The organism is Methylibium sp. (assembly GCF_013817365.1).
GTDB lineage: Bacteria > Pseudomonadota > Gammaproteobacteria > Burkholderiales > Burkholderiaceae_C > Methylibium.
In genome coordinates this window covers 20,831-40,828 of sequence record NZ_JACDCU010000002.1, presented here as the reverse complement: position 1 = coordinate 40,828, position 19,998 = coordinate 20,831, and the positions used below count along the sequence as shown (strand labels likewise).

The following is a 19,998-nucleotide window of genomic DNA, read 5'->3' as shown; positions in this document are numbered from 1 at the left end:
CGCCTCGGCGCAGGCCGTCATCACCTCGGCGAAGCGCTCGGCATGGTGGTCTCGAAGCTGGTCGATGCGCGTGTGCAGGCCGGTGAAGGGGCGGCCGTGCGAGGGCAGCACCAGCGTGTCGGCGGGCGGGGCGCGCAGGCGTTCGATGGAGGCCAGGTAAAGCGCCAGCGGATCGGCCTCGGGTTCGATGTCGATCACGCTCACGTTGGTGCTGATGCGCGGCAGGACCATGTCGCCGGAGATCAGGACGCCGAGCGCTCCGCAATGCAGGGCGATGTGCTCGGGCGCATGGCCGTAGCCGGCGTGGCACTGCCATTCCTGCGCCCCGATGACGAGGCGCTGGCCGTCCATCAGCCGGTGAAAGCGCGGCGGCACCGCGGGCACCATCGACGCGTAGTAGTTCGAGCGCCGGCGCACCTTGTCCAGCGCCTCGGGATCGGCAAGCCCGTGACGCGCGAAGTGGGCGGCGGCCGCCTCGCCGCCGAAGCCGGTGGTGCTTTGCGTGGCCAGCTTGGCGGCGTGGTAGTCGGTGGCACTCATCCACAGATCGCACTGCCAGCGCGAGGTGAGCCAGTCGGCCAGGCCGATGTGGTCGGGGTGCATGTGGGTGACGATCACGCGCAGCACCGGCAGGCCGTCGAGCTGGGTCGCGAACACCTGTTCCCAGGCTTCGCGGGTCGGCTCGCTGGCGATGCCGCAGTCGACGATGACCCAGCCTTCTATCGGTCCGTCCGGGCCCTGCCGGCGGTCCCGCAGCAACCACAGGTTGATGTGGTCCAGCGCGAAGGGCAGGCCCATGCGCAGCCACTTGACGCCGGGGGCGACCTCGAGCGCAGTGCCGGGTGCCGGCAAGGTGTCGCCGTGCGGATAGTCGAGCTGCATTTCGAGGGCGTTCATCGCGATGAGTCCATGGTGATCGGTCGGCGCCGGCGGGCGGCGGCATAGCGGGCCGCGGCTGCAGGCCCGCGGCTATAGTTGACGTTAACGTCAACGTCAACGTCAACCGATTCTAGGCAGCCATGCCCGCACCCGCTGTCTCCGAGACATCACCGTCGTTCACGATCCGCGAGTTGGCGCGCGAGTTCGACCTGACCACGCGCGCGATCCGCTTCTACGAAGACTGCGGCCTGCTGGCGCCGGCACGCGGCGGCGCCGGAGGACGCCAGCGCGTGTACACCGCGCGCGACCGCACCCGGCTCAAGCTCACCCTGCGAGGCAAGCGGCTAGGGCTCTCGCTGGCGGAAATCAAGGAACTCGTCGATATGTACGAGTCGCCGCGAGACTCCGTGCCGCAACTGAAGAAGTACCTCGCCGTGCTCGCCGAGCACCGTGAGCAAATCGAGCAGCAGCTCGCCGACCTGCAGGCCACGCTCGACGAGGTGCGCACGCACGAGAAGGAAGCGCGCCGCCTGCTCGCGCAGGGCGAGCAGCGCAGGGCCGGACGCGCCCGAGCCGCGGCCTGAGCCGGTCCTCGGCGAGCGACGGACAACGCACAAGTTCAGGAGACGCCTCATGCAGCCACCCGGCCTCGACTTCGATCTCGGCGAAGACATCGAAGCGCTGCGCGACACCGTGCGCGCCTTCGCCCAGGCCGAGATCGCGCCGCGCGCGGCCGAGATCGATTCGAGCGACCAGTTCCCCATGGACCTGTGGCGCAAGCTCGGCGAGCTGGGCGTGCTCGGCATCACCGTGGCCGAGGAGTACGGCGGCGCCGACATGGGCTACGTGGCGCACATGGTCGCCATGGAGGAGATCTCGCGCGCCTCGGCCAGCGTGGGCCTGAGCTACGGCGCGCATTCCAACCTCTGCGTCAACCAGATCAAGCGAAACGGCAACGCAGCGCAGCGAACGAAGTACCTGCCCAGGCTGATCAGCGGCGAGCACGTCGGTGCGCTCGCGATGAGCGAGCCGGACGCCGGCAGCGATGTCATCGGCATGAAGCTCAAGGCCGAGGACAAGGGCGGCCACTACCTGCTCAACGGCACCAAGATGTGGATCACCAACGGCCCGGACGCCGACACCATGGTGGTCTATGCGAAGACGGAGCCGGTGAACGGGGGCCCCCACGCTTCGCTGCCCCCAGAGGGGGCGCACCGGCCTGCTGGCGGCCGGTCGGCCGGCGGGGGCGCGCGCGGCATCACCGCCTTCATCGTCGAGAAGGGCATGAAGGGCTTTTCGACCGCGCAAAAGCTCGACAAGCTCGGCATGCGCGGTTCGCACACCGGCGAGATGGTGTTCAGCAACGTCGAAGTGCCGGCCGAGAACATCCTCGGCGGCTTGAACCAGGGCACCAAGGTGCTGATGAGCGGGCTGGACTACGAACGCGCGGTGCTCGCGGCCGGGCCGATCGGGATCATGCAGGCGGTGATGGACAACGTGCTGCCCTACATCCACGACCGCAAGCAGTTCGGCCAGAGCATCGGCGAGTTCCAGCTCATCCAGGGCAAGGTGGCCGACATGTACACCGTGCTGCAGGCGGCGCGGGCGCTTTGCTACACGGTCGGCAAGAACCTCGACAAGCTCGGCACCGAGCATGTGCGACAGATTCGAAAGGACTGCGCCAGCGTCATCCTCTGGTGCGCGGAGAAGGCGACCTGGATGGCCGGCGAGGGCATCCAGGTGTTCGGCGGCAACGGCTACATCAACGACTACCCCCTCGGGCGGCTGTGGCGCGATGCCAAACTCTACGAGATCGGCGCCGGCACGAGCGAGATTCGCCGCATGCTGATCGGCAGGGAGCTGTTTGCGCAAACCATGTGACTGACCGCGCCGGGCACGCGGCTTCACCACGCGTGCGGCGGTCAGTCCGTAAACTCCCGGCTCGCCGCATGCGCATACGCCGCATGAGCCTGCATGACCGCGCCAGGGCAGTTTCCGCAGCGCGCAGCAAGAGAGTAGTCAATGAGCACCGACCTCCAGGAACTGTTCGACAACAACCGCGCCTGGGCCGAGCGCACCGAAGCGCGCGAGCCCGGTTTCTTCTCGCGCCTGCTGCGCCAGCAGGCGCCGAAATACCTGTGGATCGGCTGCAGCGATAGCCGCGTGCCGGCCAACGAGCTGGTCGGCTTGCTGCCGGGCGAGCTGTTCGTGCACCGAAACGTCGCCAACGTGGTGGTGCATTCGGATCTGAACTGTCTGTCGGTGATCCAGTACGCGGTCGACATGCTGGGCGTGCAGCACATCGTTGTGGTCGGCCACTCGGGCTGCGGCGGCGTGGTGGCGGCGCTGGCCGATCGGCGCGTCGGCGTGGCCGACAACTGGCTGCGTCACGTGAAGGACGTGCGCAAGAAGCACCAGACCTGGCTCGACACCGTGCCGCCCGAGCGCCGGGTCGATGCGCTGTGCGAGCTCAACGTGGTGGAGCAGGCCGTCAACGTCTGCCAGACCACCATCGTGCAGGACGCCTGGGAGCGCCGCCAGACCGTGGTGATCCACGGCTGGGTCTACGGCCTGAACAACGGCCGGCTGCACGATCTGACCATGACCGTGGCCGGGCCGACGCAGACCGACACCGCTTACGTGCAGGCGCTTGCCACGGTGAAGGCGCGGTATGCGTCGCCTGCGGAGGCCTGAAATGACGGCTGCAGCGCATCGGTGCGGCCTGCCGTCGGCTGATTGCGGTGGCGGTGGCGAGCTTTCCCTGCTTGCAGGCGGAAGCGGGGCCGCCGACTTCGTTCAGGAAATGCTTGTTCATTGCGTCGGCGACCCCGCTCCCGGCTTTGCTTGCGCGAACACTTCGGTCTCGGCAGTCCCGCAGAGCCACTGAGATGGAACGCGCTCCCTCCCTGCAGATCCTGAACGACCCGCGAGCGCTCGACATTGCGCAGGCGCTGATCCAGGGCTTCGACCGCCACTACACGCTCTTTCGCCAGACCAGCGCCGAAGCCAAGCAGCGCTTCGAGGCGGCCGACTGGCATGGGCAGCAACGCGCGCAGGCGATGCGCATCGAGTTCTACGACGCGCGGGTCGGCGAGGCGGCCGAACGGCTCGAGACCGAGTTCCAGGTGAGCGTGCTCTCGCGCGAAACCTGGCAGCAAGTCAAGCTCTACTACATCGGCCTGCTGATCGACCACCACCAGCCCGAGCTGGCCGAGACCTTCTTCAACTCGGTCACCACCCGCATCCTGCACCGCAGCTACTTCCGCAACGAATTCATCTTCGTGCGCCCCGCGGTCAGCACCGAGTACATCGAGAACGACGAGCCGGCCGCGCAGCCGACCCACCGCGCTTACTACCCGAGCCGCGAGAACCTGCGCGAGACCCTGCTGCGCATCATCGACAACTACCGGCTCGACCGCGAGTTCGAAGACCTGGGCCGCGATGTCGAGTACGTGCTGGCGGCACTGCAGAGCCAGCTCGGCGAGGTGAAGCTGCGCGCCAACTTCCAGATCCAGGTGCTCTCCAGCCTGTTCTTCCGCAACAAGGGCGCCTACCTCGTCGGCAAGTACATCAACGGCTTTCACGAGACCGGCTTCGCGCTGCCCATCCTGCACAACGCGCGCGGGCAACTCGTCATCGACGCGGCGCTGTTCGGCGAGGACGACCTGCTGTTGCTGTTCAGCTTCGCGCGCGCCTACTTCATGGTCGAGATGGAGATTCCCTCGGCCTACGTGCACTTCCTGCGCAGCCTCATGCCGAGAAAGCCACGCTGGGAGCTCTACAACGCGCTCGGGCTGGCCAAGCAGGGCAAGAACGTCTTCTACCGCGATTTTCTCTATCACCTGCGCCACTCGTCGGACAACTTCCGCATCGCGCCCGGCATCAAGGGCATGGTGATGCTGGTGTTCGACCTGCCCAGCTTTCCCTTCGTCTTCAAGGTCATCAAGGATTTCTACCCGCCGCAAAAGGAAACCACGCGCGAGCAGATCAAGGGGAAGTACCTGCTGGTCAAGAGCCACGACCGCGTGGGCCGCATGGCCGACACGCTCGAGTACAGCGACGTGGCCTTTCCGCGCCAGCGCTTCGACGAGGAACTGATCGCCGAGTTGAAGCACTTCTGCCCCAGCCTGCTCGTCGAGGAGGGCGACAGCCTGGTGATCCACCACGTCTACATCGAGCGGCGCATGATCCCGCTCAACATCTTTCTGCAGGAAGCCTCGCCGGAGCAGCTTTCCCATGCCGTCGTCGAGTACGGCAATGCCATCAAGGACTTGGTCTCGGCCAACATCTTTCCGGGGGACATGCTCTGGAAGAACTTCGGCATCACCCGCAACGGCAAGGTCGTGTTCTACGACTACGACGAGATCGAGTACCTCTCCGACTGCAACTTCCGCAAGGTGCCCGAGCCGCGCAACGAGGAAGAGGAGATGTCTGGGGAGGTCTGGTATTCCGTCGGCGCGAGGGACGTGTTTCCGGAGACCTTCGAGCCCTTCCTGCTCGGCAACCCCGCCGTGCGAGAGGTGTTCATGCGGCACCACGCCGATCTGCTCGAGGCGGCCTTCTGGCAAAGCCACAAGGACCGCATCCTGGCCGGCCATGTGCACGATGTGTTTCCCTATGCGCGCAACAAGCGTTTCCGCCGTCGCGGCGACTCACCGTTCAGCAGCTTCCAGGCCGGCGACGGGCTGCCGCCGGCTGCTGCGGCAGGGCACTCGGAGCTCGATCGCAATCCGATCTGATCCAGGGCTGCCGGCACCTCGCCCTCAGTTTCAAACTTCGTTTCCTTTCCGCTTCTCTTTCCGTAGCCACAGGAGCTGTGATGTCCCCATCCCACCCGGACCCCATCGTCATCGTTTCCGCCGCCCGCACGCCGATCGGCGGCCTGCTCGGTGACTTCTCGACGCTCGCGGCCTGGGAGCTCGGCGCCGTCGCGATCCGCGCCGCGGTCGAGCGTGCGGGTATGCCCGGCGACGCGGTCGATGAAGTGCTGTTCGGCAACTGCCTGATGGCCGGCCAGGGCCAGGCGCCGGCGCGGCAGGCGATGCGCAAGGCCGGCCTGCCGGATTCCGCCGGCGCGGTCACGCTGTCCAAGATGTGCGGCTCGGGCATGCGCGCCATGATGTTCGGCCACGACATGCTGGTGGCCGGCTCGGCCTCGGTGATCGTGGCTGGCGGCATGGAGAGCATGACCAATGCGCCGCACCTCGCCTTCGCACGCAAGGGCATCAAGTACGGCGCCGCCGCGCTCTACGACCACATGGCCATCGACGGCCTGGAAGACGCCTACCAGCGCGGCAAGGCGATGGGCGTGTTCGCCGAGCAGTGCGTGGGCAAGTACGGCTTCACGCGCGAGGCAATGGACGCCTTCGCGATCGCCTCGACCGAGCGGGCAATCCAGGCCAACAGCGACGGCAGCTTCGACTGGGAGATGGCGCCCGTCACGCTTTCCGGCAAGGCGGGCGAAGTGAAGATCGCCCGGGACGAGCAGCCCTTCAAGGCCCGGCTCGACAAGATCCCCGGCCTGAAGACCGCCTTCGCGAAGGACGGCACGATCACCGCCGCCACGTCGTCGAGCATCTCCGATGGCGCTGCGGCGCTGGTGCTGATGCGCGAATCGACCGCCCGCGAGCGCGGCGCCACGCCGATCGCGCGCATTCGAGCGCACAGCGTGCATGCGCAGGCGCCCGAGTGGTTCACCACCGCGCCGGTCAGTGCGATCGACAAGGTCTTGAAGAAGACCGGCTGGAGCACGGCCGAGGTCGATCTTTGGGAAATCAACGAAGCCTTTGCCGCGGTCACGATGGCAGCGATGACCAAGTTCGAGCTGCCGCACGATCGCGTCAACGTCCACGGCGGGGCCTGCGCGCTCGGCCACCCGATCGGCGCGAGCGGCGCGCGCATCGTTGTCACCCTGCTCGGCGCGTTGCGCAAGCACGGCGCCAGGCGCGGCGTGGCGGCGCTTTGCATCGGCGGCGGCGAAGCGACGGCAATGGCCGTGGAGATGCTGTGAGCGATGTTTCCAAGCCGCAGCGCCCGCAGCCGACCGTGCCCGCCGAGCCCGGCCACACGATAGAGCGCATCGACCGCTACAGCCGCGAAGACATCGTCGCCTTTGCCGCCGCCTGCCGCGACACCAACCCGCTGCACACCGACGACGCGCTGGCGCAGCGTTCGCGCTTCGGCGAGGTCATCGCCAGCGGCCAGCACACCAGCTCGATGCTGCTCGGCCTGCTGGTCACGCACTTCGCTCAAGACACCGAACCGCACCCGGCCGAGGTGCTGGTGCTGCACGTCAATTTCGCCTTTCGCGGTGCGATCTTCGCCAACGAGGAGGTCCGCCTGCGATGGCGAGTTGTCGAGGTGGCCTGGAACGGCAAGCTCGGCGGGCACGTGCTCGTGCTCGAAGGCGGCGCTGCCACGGCGCGCGCGCGTCCGGCGCTGGTGGCGCGGGCCACGCTTCTGGTCAAGTCCGCCTCGTGAAAGCACCGGTCCTCGCCGCATGCTGCTGCATCGGCCCGACAGTTGCGCCACGCAGCGGCCGCTTCGTCGCTCGCCCGAGCGAGGGGGCTGCGAGACGCCCGCGGCGGCGCGCTCGTGTGAACATCCCGGCATGAACATCATCATCCTCGGAGCCGGCCGGGTCGGCGAGAGCGTGGCCGAGAGCCTGGTCTCCGAGCGCAACGACATCACCGTCGTCGATCTCGATCCGCAGCGCTTGCGCGCGCTGCAGGACCGGCTCGACCTGCGCGGCGTCACCGGCAACGGCATCCAGCCCTCAGTGCTGCGCGAGGCCGGCGCGGAAGACGCCGACATGCTGATCGCCTGCGCGCCGCTGGACGAGACCAACCTGGTGGCCTGCAAGATCGCGCACGACGTGTTCAGCATCGCCACCACGATCGCGCGCGTGCGCTCGCCGGAGTTTCCCGGCGGCAGCGAGCTGATGGGCAAACCGGGCTTCGCCGTCGATCACGTCATCCAGCCGGAGGTCTCGCTCACCACCTACATCAGGAAGCTGATCGAATATCCGGAGGCGCTGCAGGTGCTGGAGTTCGCCGAAGGCCGCGTCAGCCTGATCGCCGTGCGCGCAGTCGCCGGCGGGCCGATGGTGGGCCACATCATCTCGGAGCTGCCGCGGCTGGTGCCCGAAGTGGAGATGCGATTCGTGGCCATCTACCGCAACGACGCTCAGGGCCAGGATCGCCAGGTCATCTGCAAGGGCGCAACACGCATCGAACCTGGCGACGAAGTGTTCGTGCTGGCCTCCACCGAGGCCATCCGCCGCGTGCTCGACGCCTTGCGGCACCGTGATCAGCCGGTCCGCAAAGTGATGATCGCCGGCGGCGGCCGCGTCGGCCTGCGGCTGGCGCGCCAGATCGCGGGCGACTACCAGGTCAAGATCGTCGAGGCCAGCGCCGTGCGCTGCGAATACCTCAGCACGCAGCTGCCCAGCGACGCGCTGGTGCTCAACGGCGACACCACCGACGAGGAGCTGCTGGAAAACGAGAACGTGCAGGACACCGACCTTTTTCTCGCGCTGACCAGCGACGACGAGGACAACATCATGGCCTGCTTGATGGCCAAGCGCATGGGCGCGCGCCGCGTGCTGGCGCTGATCAACCGCCGGGCCTACGCCGATCTGGTGCAGGGCACGCAGATCGACATCGCCCTGTCGCCGGCGCAAACCGTGATTGGCGAGCTGCTCGCGCACGTGCGCCGCGGCGACGTCGAGGTGGTTCACAGCCTGCGCCGGGGTGCAGCCGAGGCGCTGGAGGCGGTGGTGCGCGGCGACCGCAAGAGCTCCAAGGTGGTCGGCCGGCGCATCGAGGAGATCGCCATGCCCGCCGGCGCACAGATCGGCGTGGTGGTGCGCGGCGAAGGCGACGCCGCGCGGGTCATCGTCCCGCACCACGACACGGTGATCGAGGCCGACGATCACATCGTCGTGTTCCTGCCGAGAAAACGCATGGTGCGCCAGGTCGAGAAGCTGCTGCAGGTCAGCGCAACGTTCTTCTAGATGCTCAGCCCGCTTGCCGTCTTCGCGCTGGTCGGCCGCTTCGTGCTGCTGTTCGCGCTGCTCATGCTGGTGCCGCTGGCTTTCGCGGTGGTCGGCGACGATGCCGCCAAGGGCGCCTTCATGACCGCCACCGCGCTGACCCTGGCTGCCGGAGCCGCCATGGTGATCTCGGCGCGGCGCTTTCGCCGCGAGCTGCAGTCGCGCGACGGCTTCGTGCTCGTCACCCTGACCTGGCTGCTGCTGCCGGCCTTCGGTGCGCTGCCGTTGCTGCTGGCCATGCCGAGCCTGTCGGTCACCGATGCCTACTTCGAGGCGATGTCGAGCTTCACCGCCACCGGGGCCACGGCGCTCAGCGGGCTCGACGCGCTGCCGCTGTCGGTCAACGTCTGGCGCTGCTTCCTGCAGCTCGTCGGCGGCCTGGGAATCATCGTGCTCGCGGTGGCCATCCTGCCGCTGCTGGGCGTGGGCGGCACGCAGCTCTTCAAGACCGAAATGCCGGGGCCGATGAAAGACCAGAAGCTCACGCCCCGCATTGCTGAGACGGCGCGCGGCCTGTGGGTGATCTATTTCGTGTTCGCCGTGCTGTGCTTCTTCGCGTATCGCCTGGCCGGCATGAGCTGGGCCGACGCCTTCATGCACATGTGCACCACCATGGGCTTGGGAGGATTCTCGTCGCACGACCTGAGCTTCGGCTACTGGGACTCGCCGGCCATCGAGGCGGTGGCAGTCGTCTTCATGATGCTGTCGGGCGTGAGCTTCGCGCTGTACTTCCTGGCCTGGCGCCAGGGTTCGCTGCGCATCCTGTGGCGCGACGTCGAGGTGCGCGCCTTCTATGCGGTCGTGATCGGCGCGGTGCTTCTGATTTCCGTCTACCTCACGACCAATGGAACCTACGAGAGTTACCGACAGGCGCTGCGCTACAGCGTCTTTCACGTCGTCTCGATCGCCACCACCACCGGCTATGCCTCGGCCGACTACACCCAGTGGCCGCTTTTCGCGCCGTTCCTGATGCTGCTGCTGGGCTGTTTTGCCACCTGCGCAGGCTCTACCGGCGGCGGCATCAAGATGATCCGGCTGCTGGTGCTGCTCAAGCAGGCGCGGCGCGAACTCGTGCGCATCGTGCACCCCAATGTCGTCAACCCGGTGTTGATCGGCCGTGCGGTGGTCAGCCCCAAGGTCATCCACAGCGTGCTGGCCTTCATGATGATCTACGGCGCCACCCTGGTGACGCTGACCATGCTGCTGCTGTTCAGCGGCCTGGACGTGGTGACCGCCTTCACCGCCGTGGTGGCCTGCGTCAACAACATCGGTCCCGGCCTGGGCACTGTGGGGCCGGTCCACAACTACGGCAGCTTCTCGGACTTTCAAACCTGGGTCTGCACCTTCGGCATGATGCTGGGCCGGCTCGAGTTGCTGGCGGTGCTGGTGCTCTTCACGCGCCAGTTCTGGCGTGGGTGAAGAAACCGTCGGCCCGGCCCCCGCTACGGGGGGGGAGGAGCGCGACGTGACGCCCATTCGGGTAAATGCCGGCGCGCTTCGAGCCGGGCATAAGTAGGATTACTGCTGTTCCAGATGCTGAAACGTTGTCCTGCCACGCAGGAGTCGCCCAGCGCGTACCAACCCCCCAGGAGAAACCAATGACCGTGAAGAAGACCCCCTCGCAACGCCGCCGCTTCCTGAAAACTGCGTCAGCCGGAGCTGTCGGTGCTGCGGCGATGGCCGCGCCGATGGTGTCGATCGCGCAGACCACGTCGCTGCGCTTCCAGAGCACTTGGCCGTCGAAGGACATCTTCCACGAGTACGCGCTCGACTTCGCCAAGAAGGTCAACGACATGGCGGGTGGGCGTCTGAAGATCGAAGTGCTGCCGGCTGGCGCCGTGGTGCCCGCTTTCCAGCTGCTCGACGCAGTCAACAAGGGCACGCTCGATGGCGGCCACGGCGTGGTTGCCTATCACTACGGCAAGAATTCGGCCCTTGCGCTGTGGGGTTCCGGCCCGGCGTACGGCATGGACCCCAACATGCTGCTGGCCTGGCACAACTACGGCGGCGGCAAGGACCTGCTCACCGAAATCTACAAGAGCCTGAACCTGGATGTCGTGTCCTATCTGTACGGCCCCATGCCCACGCAGCCGCTGGGCTGGTTCAAGAAGCCGGTCGCCAAGGTCGAAGACCTGAAGGGCCTGAAGTTCCGCACCGTCGGCCTGGCGGTCGACGTGTTCACCGACATGGGCATGGCCGTCAACCCGCTGCCGGGCGGCGAGATCGTGCCCGCGCTGGACCGCGGCCTGATTGACGCGGCCGAGTTCAACAACGCATCGAGCGACCGGCTGCTCGGCTTTCCAGACGTGGCCAAGAACTGCATGCTGCAAAGCTTCCACCAGAGCGGCGAGCAGTTCGAGATTTTGTTCAACAAGGGCAAGCTCGAGGCGCTGCCGGCTGAACTCAAGTCGATCATCGACTACGGTGTCCAGGCGGCCAGTGCCGACATGAGCTGGAAGGCCGTGGAGCGCAACTCGCAGGACTACATTGCGTTGAAGAAGGACGGCGTCAAGTTCTACAAGACGCCCGATGCCATCCTGCGTGCCCAGCTCGAGTCATGGGACAAGACCATTGCCAAGAAGGCCGGCGAGAACGCCCTCTTCAAGAAGGTGCTCGATTCGCAGAAGGCCTATGCCCAGCGCGCCGGCCAATGGCAAAACGACTACACGGTCGATTTCAAGATGGCTTACAACCACTACTTCGGACGCGCCGCCAAGTCCTGAACGAGCGTGACAATGCGGGGGCGCCGACAGCGGCGCCCCCGTTTTTTTGAGGCGAGGGATCGGAGAAGTACAGATGCAAAAAACCTTATTGGCGGTGGATCGCTTCTCCACCTGGTTCGGCAAAGTTTTCGCCTGGCTGGCCGTGGCACTCACGGCACTGATCAGCTGGGAAGTGTTCTCGCGCTACGTGCTCAACGAGCCGCACGCCTGGGTGCTCGATGCCCAGATCATGCTGTACGGCACGCTCTTCATGACGGCCGGCGCCTACACTCTGAGCAAGAACGGCCACGTGCGCGGCGACGTGCTTTACGGCTTCTTCCGCCCGCGCACCCAGGCGACGATCGACCTGGTGCTGTACATCGTTTTCTTCTTGCCCGGCGTGTTGGCGCTGACCTGGGCCGGCTGGACGTTCGGCCAGGAATCGCTCGCGATGCGAGAACAGACCTTCAACGCCGACCCCATTCCGGTCTATCCGTTCAAGTTCGTGATTCCGATCGCCGGCGCCGTTCTGCTGCTGCAAGGCTTCGTTGAAATCATCCGGTGCGTGGTCTGCCTGCGCGAGGGCGCCTGGCCGTCCCGCGAGGAGGACGTCGAGGAGGTCGACGTCGATCAGTTGAGAGAGATGGTTCACGTGAAAGATGCCGACATCGAGGCTCGCGACAAGAGCCTGCTGCCCCCTGCACAACGCCAGGAGGGTGCGTGATGCCGACCTTGCGCAAGGAACTGTGGTTCGGCTTCAGCCTGATGGCGATCCTGGTCGCGGGCGCGGCCTACATGCTGCTGTCGGCGCCGGTCATCACCAACGGCCACCTGGGCCTGCTGATGCTCGGGCTGGTGGTGGTGGCGATCATGCTGGGCTTCCCGACCGCCTTCACGCTGATGGGCATGGGCATGCTGTTCGCCTTCTTCGCCTACCACTCGGGCCGGCAGACCATAGGTGGAGCCACGACGCAGACGCTGGACCTGATGGTGCAGCGGGCCTATTCGGTGATGTACAGCGACGTGCTGATCGCGGTGCCGCTGTTCGTGTTCATGGGTTACCTGGTCGAGCGCGCCAACCTGATCGAAAAGCTCTTCAAGAGCCTGCATCTTTCGCTCGCACGCGTTCCCGGTTCGCTCGGTGTGGCTACGCTGGTGACCTGCGCAATCTTCGCCACCGCCACAGGCATCGTCGGTGCGGTCGTGACCCTGATGGGCCTGCTCGCCATGCCGGCCATGCTGCGCGCCGGCTACAGCGTGCAGTTGTCGGCGGGTGCCATCACCGCGGGTGGCTGCCTCGGCATCATGATCCCACCCTCCGTGCTGCTCATTGTTTATGGCGCAACCGCCGGTGTGTCGGTGGTGCAGCTCTATGCAGGGGCCTTCTTTCCGGGCGTGATGCTGGCCGGGCTGTACATCCTCTACTTCATCGTCGTCGCAAAGCTCAAGCCGCAGTGGGCTCCGCCGCTGACTGCGGAGCAGCGCATCGTGCCGTTGCCCGCACCGCTGGAGCGCGTCGGCGCCACTGGCGAGCGGCGTGCGCTGCCTGTGTTGATGACGGCCCTGAAGGGCAAGCGCAACCACGACGTGCCGACCGGCTATCTGCTGAGGCAACTCTTCATCGCGTTGATGCCGGCACTGCTGTTTCTGGTGGTCGCGGTGTGGAGTTATCAGACGGCGACCCGTGTCGTTCCAGTCGTGACATACACCGGGCTGCAGCAGATCGGCGCGGTTGCCTACGAGTCGGATGCTCCCAGCGTCGGCGGCCTGCAGGAGCCGCCCACGAGCGGGGTGCAGGAACCGCCCGTTGAAGGAGGGTTGAGCGAACCTCCCGGCGCTGCAGCGGTCGCAGAGCCACCGGTCCCTGGCTCGACGAAGCCAGGTACCCCGGCGAAACCGGCACCGGGTGCTGGCGCCACCACGCAACCCGCCCCGGCCGGCTACTGGATCGGTCTGGCCGTGGGCGCGGTCGCCATGGCGGCTTACTACCTGCTGCTGAGCTTCGCCAGGCTCGAGATCTTCAAGATGCTGCTGTCGAGCTTCTTCCCGCTCCTGATCATGATCATGGCGGTGCTCGGCTCCATTGTTTTCGGCCTGGCCACGCCGACCGAGGCGGCGGCTATGGGTGCGCTCGGCGGCTTCGTCCTTGCCGCCGCCTACCGTCAGCTCAATCTGAAAATGGTGCAGGAGTCGGTCTTCCTCACCGCCAAGACCACGGCGATGGTGTGCTGGCTGTTCGTCGGCTCGGCCATCTTCTCCGCTGCCTTCGCGCTGTTGGGCGGGCAGGCGCTGGTCGAGACCTGGGTGCTCGGCATGGACCTCACCACGACCGAGTTCTTGATCCTGAGCCAAGTCATCATCTTCGTGCTCGGCTGGCCGCTGGAATGGACGGAGATCATCGTGATCTTCATGCCAATCTTCATTCCGCTGCTCGACAACTTCGGCGTCGATCCGCTGTTCTTTGGCTTGCTGGTGGCACTGAACCTGCAAACGGCCTTCCTCAGCCCGCCGGTGGCAATGAGCGCGTTCTATTTGAAGGGTGTGGCGCCCAAGCACGTGACGCTCAACCAGATCTTCGCGGGCATGATGCCGTTCATGGGCATCCAGGTCGTGGCGATCATCCTGCTGTACAACTTCCCGGCTATCGGGATGTGGCTGCCCAGCGTGCTGTACAAGTGAGCGACAGAGCCGACCGGTCGAGGCGATCACGTCGATGAGCCAAGCACCGGTCGAGTTCTATTTCGATTTTTCCTCGCCCTACTCGTATATTGCGAGCGAGTGGGTCGAGGCGGTTGCGGCGCGCTACGGACGCACCGTGCGCTGGCACGCGATCCTGCTCGGCGCAACCTTTCAGGCCGCCGAGTTGAAGAGCCCGGTCTCCCACCCGCTCAAGCGCGAGTATTCGGTGGCGGACTTTCAGCGCTCAGCGCGCTTCGAGGGCGTGCCGTACGTGGCGCCACCGCAGTTCCCGATCCCGACACAGAACGCCGCGCGAGTGTTCTGGTGGCTGCATGCGCAAGACGAAGCAAGCGCTGCGGCCTGGGCCCATGCCGGCCTGCGCGCCTACTTCACGCGGGGCGTGGTGCTGAGCGACGCCGGCAGCCTGCGCGCGTTGTGCGTCGAGACCGGCCTCGACGCGCCGGCCGCCGAGGCGGCATGGAGCGACCCGGTCTGGAAAGAGCGCCTGAAGGCGGAGAACGACGCGGCCATTGCCGCCGGCATCTTCGGCGCGCCCGCTTTCGTCATCGACGGCGAGCTCTTCTGGGGCAACGACCGTAAGCCGCAGATCGAGCGCTGGCTGTCGAGCGGGCCGTTCTAGCGGTCCGAACTCTCGGGCGCCCTCGAGGGCTGGCTAGAATGGGTTGACGTTGACGTTGACGTAAACGTCAACCAAATGCGGCCGAGCGGCCCGCGCTGCACGCAGGAGATTTGATGCCGGCCCTCGAATCCAAGCTCGATCCGCGCGCCGAGGAGTTCAAGGCCAATGCCGCCGCGATGCGATCGCTGGTCGATGACTTGAACGAGCGGCTGGCGCGCATCGCGCTCGGTGGCGACACCGACACGAGCCGCGCCGCCCGTGCCAGGCACTTGGCGCGCGGCAAGCTGCTGCCGCGGGATCGGGTCGAACTGCTGCTCGACCCCGGCACACCGTTTCTGGAGATCGCACCGCTCGCTGCGATGAACGTTTACACCGACAAGGACGGCAGCGATGCCGCCCCCTGCGCCGGGCTCATCACCGGCATCGGCCGCGTCAACGGTGTCGAATGCCTCATCGTCTGCAACGACGCCACGGTCAAGGGCGGTACCTACTATCCGCTGACCGTGAAGAAGCACTTGCGCGCACAGGAAGTGGCCGAGCAGAACCGCCTGCCCTGCATCTACCTCGTCGACAGCGGCGGGGCCAACCTGCCGAACCAGGACGAGGTGTTCCCGGACCGCGACCACTTCGGCCGCATTTTCTACAACCAGGCCAACATGTCCGCGCAGGGCATCCCGCAGATCGCGGTGGTCATGGGTTCCTGCACGGCCGGCGGCGCTTATGTGCCGGCAATGAGCGACGAGACCGTCATCGTCAAGGAGCAGGGCACCATCTTCCTCGGCGGCCCGCCGCTGGTGAAGGCCGCCATCGGCGAGGTGATCAGCGCCGAGGCGCTGGGCGGCGGCGATGTGCACACGCGCCTGTCGGGCGTGGCCGACCACTTGGCGCTGAACGACACGCATGCCCTGGCGCTGACGCGTCAGATCGTCGGCACGCTCAATCGCCGCAAGCCGCAGCCCCTGCTGCTGCGCGAGCCGAGGCCGCCGAAGCACGACCCGGCCGGGTTGCACGGCGTGATCCCGCTCGATGCCCGCAAGCCCTACGACGTGCGCGAGGTCATCGCCCGCATCGTCGACGGCTCCGAGTTCGACGAGTTCAAGGCACGCTACGGCGTCACGCTGGTGACGGGCTTCGCACACATCGAGGGCCTGCCGGTCGGCATCGTCGCCAACAACGGCATCCTGTTCTCCGAGTCCGCCCTCAAAGGCGCGCACTTCATCGAGCTGTGCTGCCAGCGCCGGGTGCCGCTCGTCTTCCTGCAGAACATCACCGGCTTCATGGTCGGCCAGAAGGTCGAGAGCGAGGGCATCGCCAAGCACGGCGCAAAGATGGTCACGGCGGTGGCCACTGCCACCGTGCCCAAGTTCACCGTCATCATCGGCGGCAGCTTCGGTGCCGGCAACTACGGCATGTGCGGCCGCGCGTACTCGCCGCGTTTTCTGTGGATGTGGCCGAACGCGCGCATCGGTGTGATGGGCGGCGAGCAGGCGGCCAGCGTGCTCGCCACCGTGCGCCGGGATTCGGTGCAGGCCAAGGGTGGCGACTGGTCCGACGAGCAGGAACGCGCGATCAAGGATCCCATCCTCGAGCAGTTCGAACGGCAGGCGCATCCGTACTACGCCAGCGCGCGGCTGTGGGACGACGGCGTCATCGATCCGGCCGACACGCGGCGCGTGCTGGCTCTGGCGATCAGCGCCAGTCTCAACGCGCCGATTCCCGAGCAGCCGAGGTTCGGAGTTTTTCGGATGTGATGTACGATGTGTACGTAATACTTTTGCTATACACATCATGCGCACCAACATCGTCATTGAAGAGGCTTTGCTCGAAGCGGCCATGCGGGCCGGACCGTTCAAGACCAAGAAGGAGGCGGTCGAAGCAGGTCTCAAGCTGCTCGCCCGCAAGGCGGCCTACCGCGACATCCTCGCGTTGCACGGCAAGTTGCGCTGGGACGATATCCCGCAGGCTGCTGCGCTGAGCGCACGGGAGCCGCAGCCAGGCTATTCGGCCGAGCCGGTGGCAGTACCTGAGTCCACGCTCAAGTCGCGCCGAAAATGATCCTCGTCGATTCCTCGGTCTGGATCGACTTTTTCAACGGCCGCGACGTTGCTTCGGTGACGAGGCTCACGGAGTTGCTCGAGGACGGCGGCGCGCCGGTGGCCATGGCCGATCTCGTGCTGTTCGAGGTGCTGCGCGGTTTTCGCGACGAGAAGGACTACAACGCCGCGCGGCGCACACTGGCCGCCTTGCCGGTGGTTGAGATCGGGGGCGAGAACGAGGCGCAGCGTGCCGCACAGCACTACCGCGCACTGCGCGCTCGCGGCCGCACCATTGCCAGCCCGATCGACGTTTTATTGGCCAGCTACTGCATCGAGCACGACTACGCGCTGCTGCACAGCGACCGCGACTTCGACGCGCTGGAGTCGCTTCGCGGCCTGAAGGTCTGGCGCCATTGACCATGGACAGCATCTACGTCGCTCCTGAGCATGAACTGCTGCGCGACCAGGTCGCGCGCTTCCTCGAACGTGAAGTGGAGCCGCACGGCGAAGCGTGGGAGTCGGCGGGCTGCGTTCCGCGAGCGGTGCTGCGCAAGCTCGGCGCCGCCGGTTTGCTCGGCCTGACGCACGCTCCCGAACACGGCGGCGCCGGCGCCGATGCGCTGACCAATCTGGTGTTTGCCGAGGCGCTGTCGCAATCGACCTTCGGCGGCTTCGTCATCACGGTGCTGGTGCACACCGACATGGCGAGCCCGCATCTCGCGCATGCCGGTTCACCGGCCCAACTCGAGCGCTGGATGCCCGGCATCACGCGCGGCGAGCTGATCACTGCCGTCGGTATCACCGAAGCAGGCGCCGGCTCCGATGTGGCCGGCCTGCGCACGCGTGCCGTTCGTGGCACCGACGGAGACGGCGATCACTGGGTGCTCGACGGCAGCAAGCTCTTCATCACCAACGGCGTGCACGCCGACCTGTATTTCATTGCCGCACGCACCGGCGAAGCGCGGCATGCGATCTCGATGTTCATCGTCGAGAAGGGCACGCCCGGGTTCAGCGTGAGCCGCTCGTTGGACAAGACCGGCTGGCTGTCGTCGGACACCGCAGAACTCGTGTTCCAGAACTGCCGCGTTCCGGCCACCAACCTGCTCGGCGAGGAAGGTCGCGGCTTCCAGGCGGTGATGAAGAACTTCCAGACCGAACGCATCGCGCTGGCCGCCATGGCGGTCGGTCATGCGCAGCAGGCCCTGAAGCTCACGCTTGCACAGGTTCGCCTGCGCCAAGCCTTCGGTGCAACGCTGTGGGACAAGCAGGTCATCCGCCACCGACTCGCACTGCTCGACGCGAAGACGCGCGCGGCGCGCCAGTACCTGTACCACTGCGCCTGGCGGGTCACGCAGGGGCACGACGCCGTGCAGGACGTGTCGATGCTCAAGGCGCTGACCGGCGAGCTGGTGAACGAAGTGGTGCAGACCTGCCAGCAGTTCCACGGCGGCATGGGCTACATGCGCGGCACGCCGATCGAGCGGCTCTGGCGCGATGCGCGCATCCTCGCGATCGGCGGCGGCGCCACGGAGGTGATGCTCGACGAGGCCGCCAAGCGCTATTGAAGGAGCGATCTCACATGAGCGAAAGCCCCATTCGCATCGACCGGCCGGCCGCGGCAGTGGCCCGCGTGACGCTCGACCGCCCCGCCGTGCGCAATGCCTTCAACGACGAAACCATTGCCGAGCTCACGCGCGCATTCCGTGAACTCGACGCCGACGACGGCGTGCGCGTGATCGTGCTGGCGGCGCAGGGCCCGGCTTTTTGCGCCGGCGCCGACCTGCACTGGATGCGCCGCATGGCCGAGTATTCGCGCGACGAAAACCTCGGCGATGCCGCGCGTCTGGCCGACATGCTGCGCAGCATCGCGAGCTGCCGCAAGCCGACCATCGCCCGCGTGCAGGGCGACGCCTACGCGGGCGGCATGGGGCTGGTGGCCGCGTGCGATTTGGCAGTGGCGGCGGACACGGCGCACTTCTGCCTCACCGAAGTCAAGCTCGGCCTGGTGCCGGCCACGATCGCCCCGTATGTGATCCGTGCGCTGGGCGCGCGCGCGGCGCAGCGCTACATGCTCACAGCCGAGCGCTTCGACGCGGCCACCGCGTTGCGCCTGGGTTTCGTTCAGGCAGTGACGGCGTCGGATCAACTCGACGCATGCGTCGAGGCCTGGACCAGCGCGCTGCTTGGCGCAAGCCCGCAGGCCCTGACTGCGTGCAAGCAACTGCTGCACGAGGTCACCGACCGGCCGATCGATGCGGCCCTGGTCGCACGCACGGCAGCACTCATCGCCGACGCCCGCGCCTCCGACGACGGCCGCCACGGCCTGCAAAGCTTCCTCGACAAGACGCCGCCGCGCTGGCGCGCCTGAGACATGGACGCCTTGCAGGCCCTGGGCACCCCCGAGCTGATCGCGCTGGCCGCCGCACTGGGCTGGGCCAGCGGGCTGCGCCTGTACGCGGTGCTGGCGTTCACGGGCCTGGCCGGGTACGCCGGCTGGGTCGAGTTGCCGCCTGGGCTGCAGGTGCTCCAGCACCCGGCCCTGCTGGCGGGCAGCGGTTTCATGCTGTTCGTCGAATTCTTCGCCGACAAGATCCCGGGGCTCGATTCTCTCTGGGACCTGGTTCACACGGTGGTGCGCATTCCCGCCGGTGCGGCGCTCGCGGCGGGCGTGTTCGGCGCCGACCAGGCCACCGCCGCCACGCTCGCCGCGCTCCTCGGCGGCACCTTGGCCGCCACCAGCCATGCGGCCAAGGCAACCACGCGGGCGGCGGCCAACACGTCGCCGGAGCCGTTCTCCAACATCGGCCTGTCGCTGCTGGGGGACATGGCGGTGCCGTCGGTGCTGTGGCTGGCTTTCGAGCAGCCGCTCTTGGCGCTGGCCGTCGTGGCGTTGGCTGTGGTCGTGATGCTCGTGGTGGTGTGGCTGCTGTCGAAGTTTCTGGTGCGTCTGTGGGCGCGTTTGAAGACGCTGTACGGCATGACGCCTTCGACGCCGGCGTGACGAGAAGG

At 66.7% G+C, this 19,998-nt stretch carries 19 protein-coding genes; 18 read left to right on the top strand and 1 reads right to left on the bottom strand.

The window, feature by feature from the left end:
• On the bottom strand, positions 1 to 897 hold an 897-nt coding region (locus tag H0W38_RS00380; protein WP_292450534.1), incomplete at its 3' end, for an MBL fold metallo-hydrolase.
• Between the two features lie 122 nt (positions 898 to 1,019).
• Between H0W38_RS00380 and H0W38_RS00375 the strand changes: the two genes are divergently transcribed.
• The 18 genes from H0W38_RS00375 (at position 1,020) to H0W38_RS00290 (ending at position 19,990) form a co-directional block, all read left to right on the top strand.
• Positions 1,020 to 1,463, top strand: coding sequence for a MerR family DNA-binding transcriptional regulator (locus H0W38_RS00375; RefSeq protein ID WP_292450533.1), 444 nt, complete (start codon positions 1,020 to 1,022; stop codon positions 1,461 to 1,463).
• Between the two features lie 49 nt (positions 1,464 to 1,512).
• The gene (locus H0W38_RS00370; RefSeq protein ID WP_292450532.1) at positions 1,513 to 2,760 is read left to right on the top strand and encodes an isovaleryl-CoA dehydrogenase; all 1,248 of its coding nucleotides are present in this window, start codon (positions 1,513 to 1,515) and stop codon (positions 2,758 to 2,760) included.
• A gap of 141 nt (positions 2,761 to 2,901) precedes the next feature.
• Positions 2,902 to 3,573, top strand: coding sequence for a carbonate dehydratase (gene can, locus H0W38_RS00365; protein WP_292450531.1), 672 nt, complete (start codon positions 2,902 to 2,904; stop codon positions 3,571 to 3,573).
• Between the two features lie 194 nt (positions 3,574 to 3,767).
• A complete protein-coding gene (gene aceK, locus H0W38_RS00360; RefSeq protein WP_292450530.1) occupies positions 3,768 to 5,618 on the top strand; it encodes a bifunctional isocitrate dehydrogenase kinase/phosphatase in 1,851 nt (616 codons plus the stop codon).
• A gap of 80 nt (positions 5,619 to 5,698) precedes the next feature.
• Positions 5,699 to 6,889 (top strand): acetyl-CoA C-acyltransferase, encoded by a 1,191-nt coding sequence (locus H0W38_RS00355; protein ID WP_292450529.1) that lies wholly within the window; start codon positions 5,699 to 5,701, stop codon positions 6,887 to 6,889.
• Complete coding sequence (locus H0W38_RS00350) at positions 6,886 to 7,359, top strand: MaoC family dehydratase (protein ID WP_292450528.1); 474 nt, start codon at positions 6,886 to 6,888, stop codon at positions 7,357 to 7,359. The genes H0W38_RS00355 and H0W38_RS00350 overlap by 4 nt, the downstream gene beginning before the upstream one ends.
• 130 nt (positions 7,360 to 7,489) lie before the next feature.
• A complete protein-coding gene (gene trkA, locus H0W38_RS00345) occupies positions 7,490 to 8,893 on the top strand; it encodes a Trk system potassium transporter TrkA (RefSeq protein ID WP_292450527.1) in 1,404 nt (467 codons plus the stop codon).
• On the top strand, positions 8,894 to 10,351 hold the full coding sequence (locus H0W38_RS00340; RefSeq protein WP_292450526.1) for a TrkH family potassium uptake protein: 1,458 nt from the start codon (positions 8,894 to 8,896) through the stop codon (positions 10,349 to 10,351). It abuts the gene before it with no gap.
• Between the two features lie 179 nt (positions 10,352 to 10,530).
• Positions 10,531 to 11,655 carry a TRAP transporter substrate-binding protein gene (locus tag H0W38_RS00335; protein ID WP_292450525.1) on the top strand — a complete coding sequence of 375 codons (1,125 nt, stop codon included), beginning with the start codon at positions 10,531 to 10,533 and terminating at the stop codon, positions 11,653 to 11,655.
• 73 nt (positions 11,656 to 11,728) lie between these two features.
• Positions 11,729 to 12,358, top strand: a complete 630-nt coding sequence (locus tag H0W38_RS00330) for a TRAP transporter small permease subunit (protein ID WP_292450524.1) — start codon at positions 11,729 to 11,731, stop codon at positions 12,356 to 12,358.
• Positions 12,358 to 14,313 (top strand): TRAP transporter large permease subunit, encoded by a 1,956-nt coding sequence (locus tag H0W38_RS00325; RefSeq protein ID WP_292450523.1) that lies wholly within the window; start codon positions 12,358 to 12,360, stop codon positions 14,311 to 14,313. Before H0W38_RS00330 ends, H0W38_RS00325 begins: the two co-directional genes overlap by 1 nt.
• A 34-nt stretch (positions 14,314 to 14,347) precedes the next feature.
• Positions 14,348 to 14,953, top strand: a complete 606-nt coding sequence (locus tag H0W38_RS00320; protein ID WP_292450522.1) for a 2-hydroxychromene-2-carboxylate isomerase — start codon at positions 14,348 to 14,350, stop codon at positions 14,951 to 14,953.
• Positions 14,954 to 15,066: 113 nt separating this feature from the next.
• A complete protein-coding gene (locus H0W38_RS00315) occupies positions 15,067 to 16,704 on the top strand; it encodes a carboxyl transferase domain-containing protein (protein ID WP_292450521.1) in 1,638 nt (545 codons plus the stop codon).
• A 37-nt stretch (positions 16,705 to 16,741) separates the two neighbouring features.
• Positions 16,742 to 17,008 (top strand): type II toxin-antitoxin system VapB family antitoxin, encoded by a 267-nt coding sequence (locus tag H0W38_RS00310; RefSeq protein WP_292450520.1) that lies wholly within the window; start codon positions 16,742 to 16,744, stop codon positions 17,006 to 17,008.
• Positions 17,005 to 17,406: a PIN domain nuclease gene (locus tag H0W38_RS00305; protein WP_292450519.1), complete on the top strand. Its 402-nt coding sequence runs from the start codon at positions 17,005 to 17,007 to the stop codon at positions 17,404 to 17,406. Before H0W38_RS00310 ends, H0W38_RS00305 begins: the two co-directional genes overlap by 4 nt.
• A 2-nt stretch (positions 17,407 to 17,408) precedes the next feature.
• On the top strand, positions 17,409 to 18,554 hold the full coding sequence (locus H0W38_RS00300; protein ID WP_292450518.1) for an acyl-CoA dehydrogenase family protein: 1,146 nt from the start codon (positions 17,409 to 17,411) through the stop codon (positions 18,552 to 18,554).
• Between the two features lie 14 nt (positions 18,555 to 18,568).
• Positions 18,569 to 19,357, top strand: coding sequence for an enoyl-CoA hydratase/isomerase family protein (locus tag H0W38_RS00295; protein ID WP_292450517.1), 789 nt, complete (start codon positions 18,569 to 18,571; stop codon positions 19,355 to 19,357).
• 3 nt (positions 19,358 to 19,360) lie between these two features.
• The gene (locus H0W38_RS00290) at positions 19,361 to 19,990 is read left to right on the top strand and encodes a DUF4126 domain-containing protein (protein WP_292450516.1); all 630 of its coding nucleotides are present in this window, start codon (positions 19,361 to 19,363) and stop codon (positions 19,988 to 19,990) included.
• Positions 19,991 to 19,998: the final 8 nt, after the last annotated feature.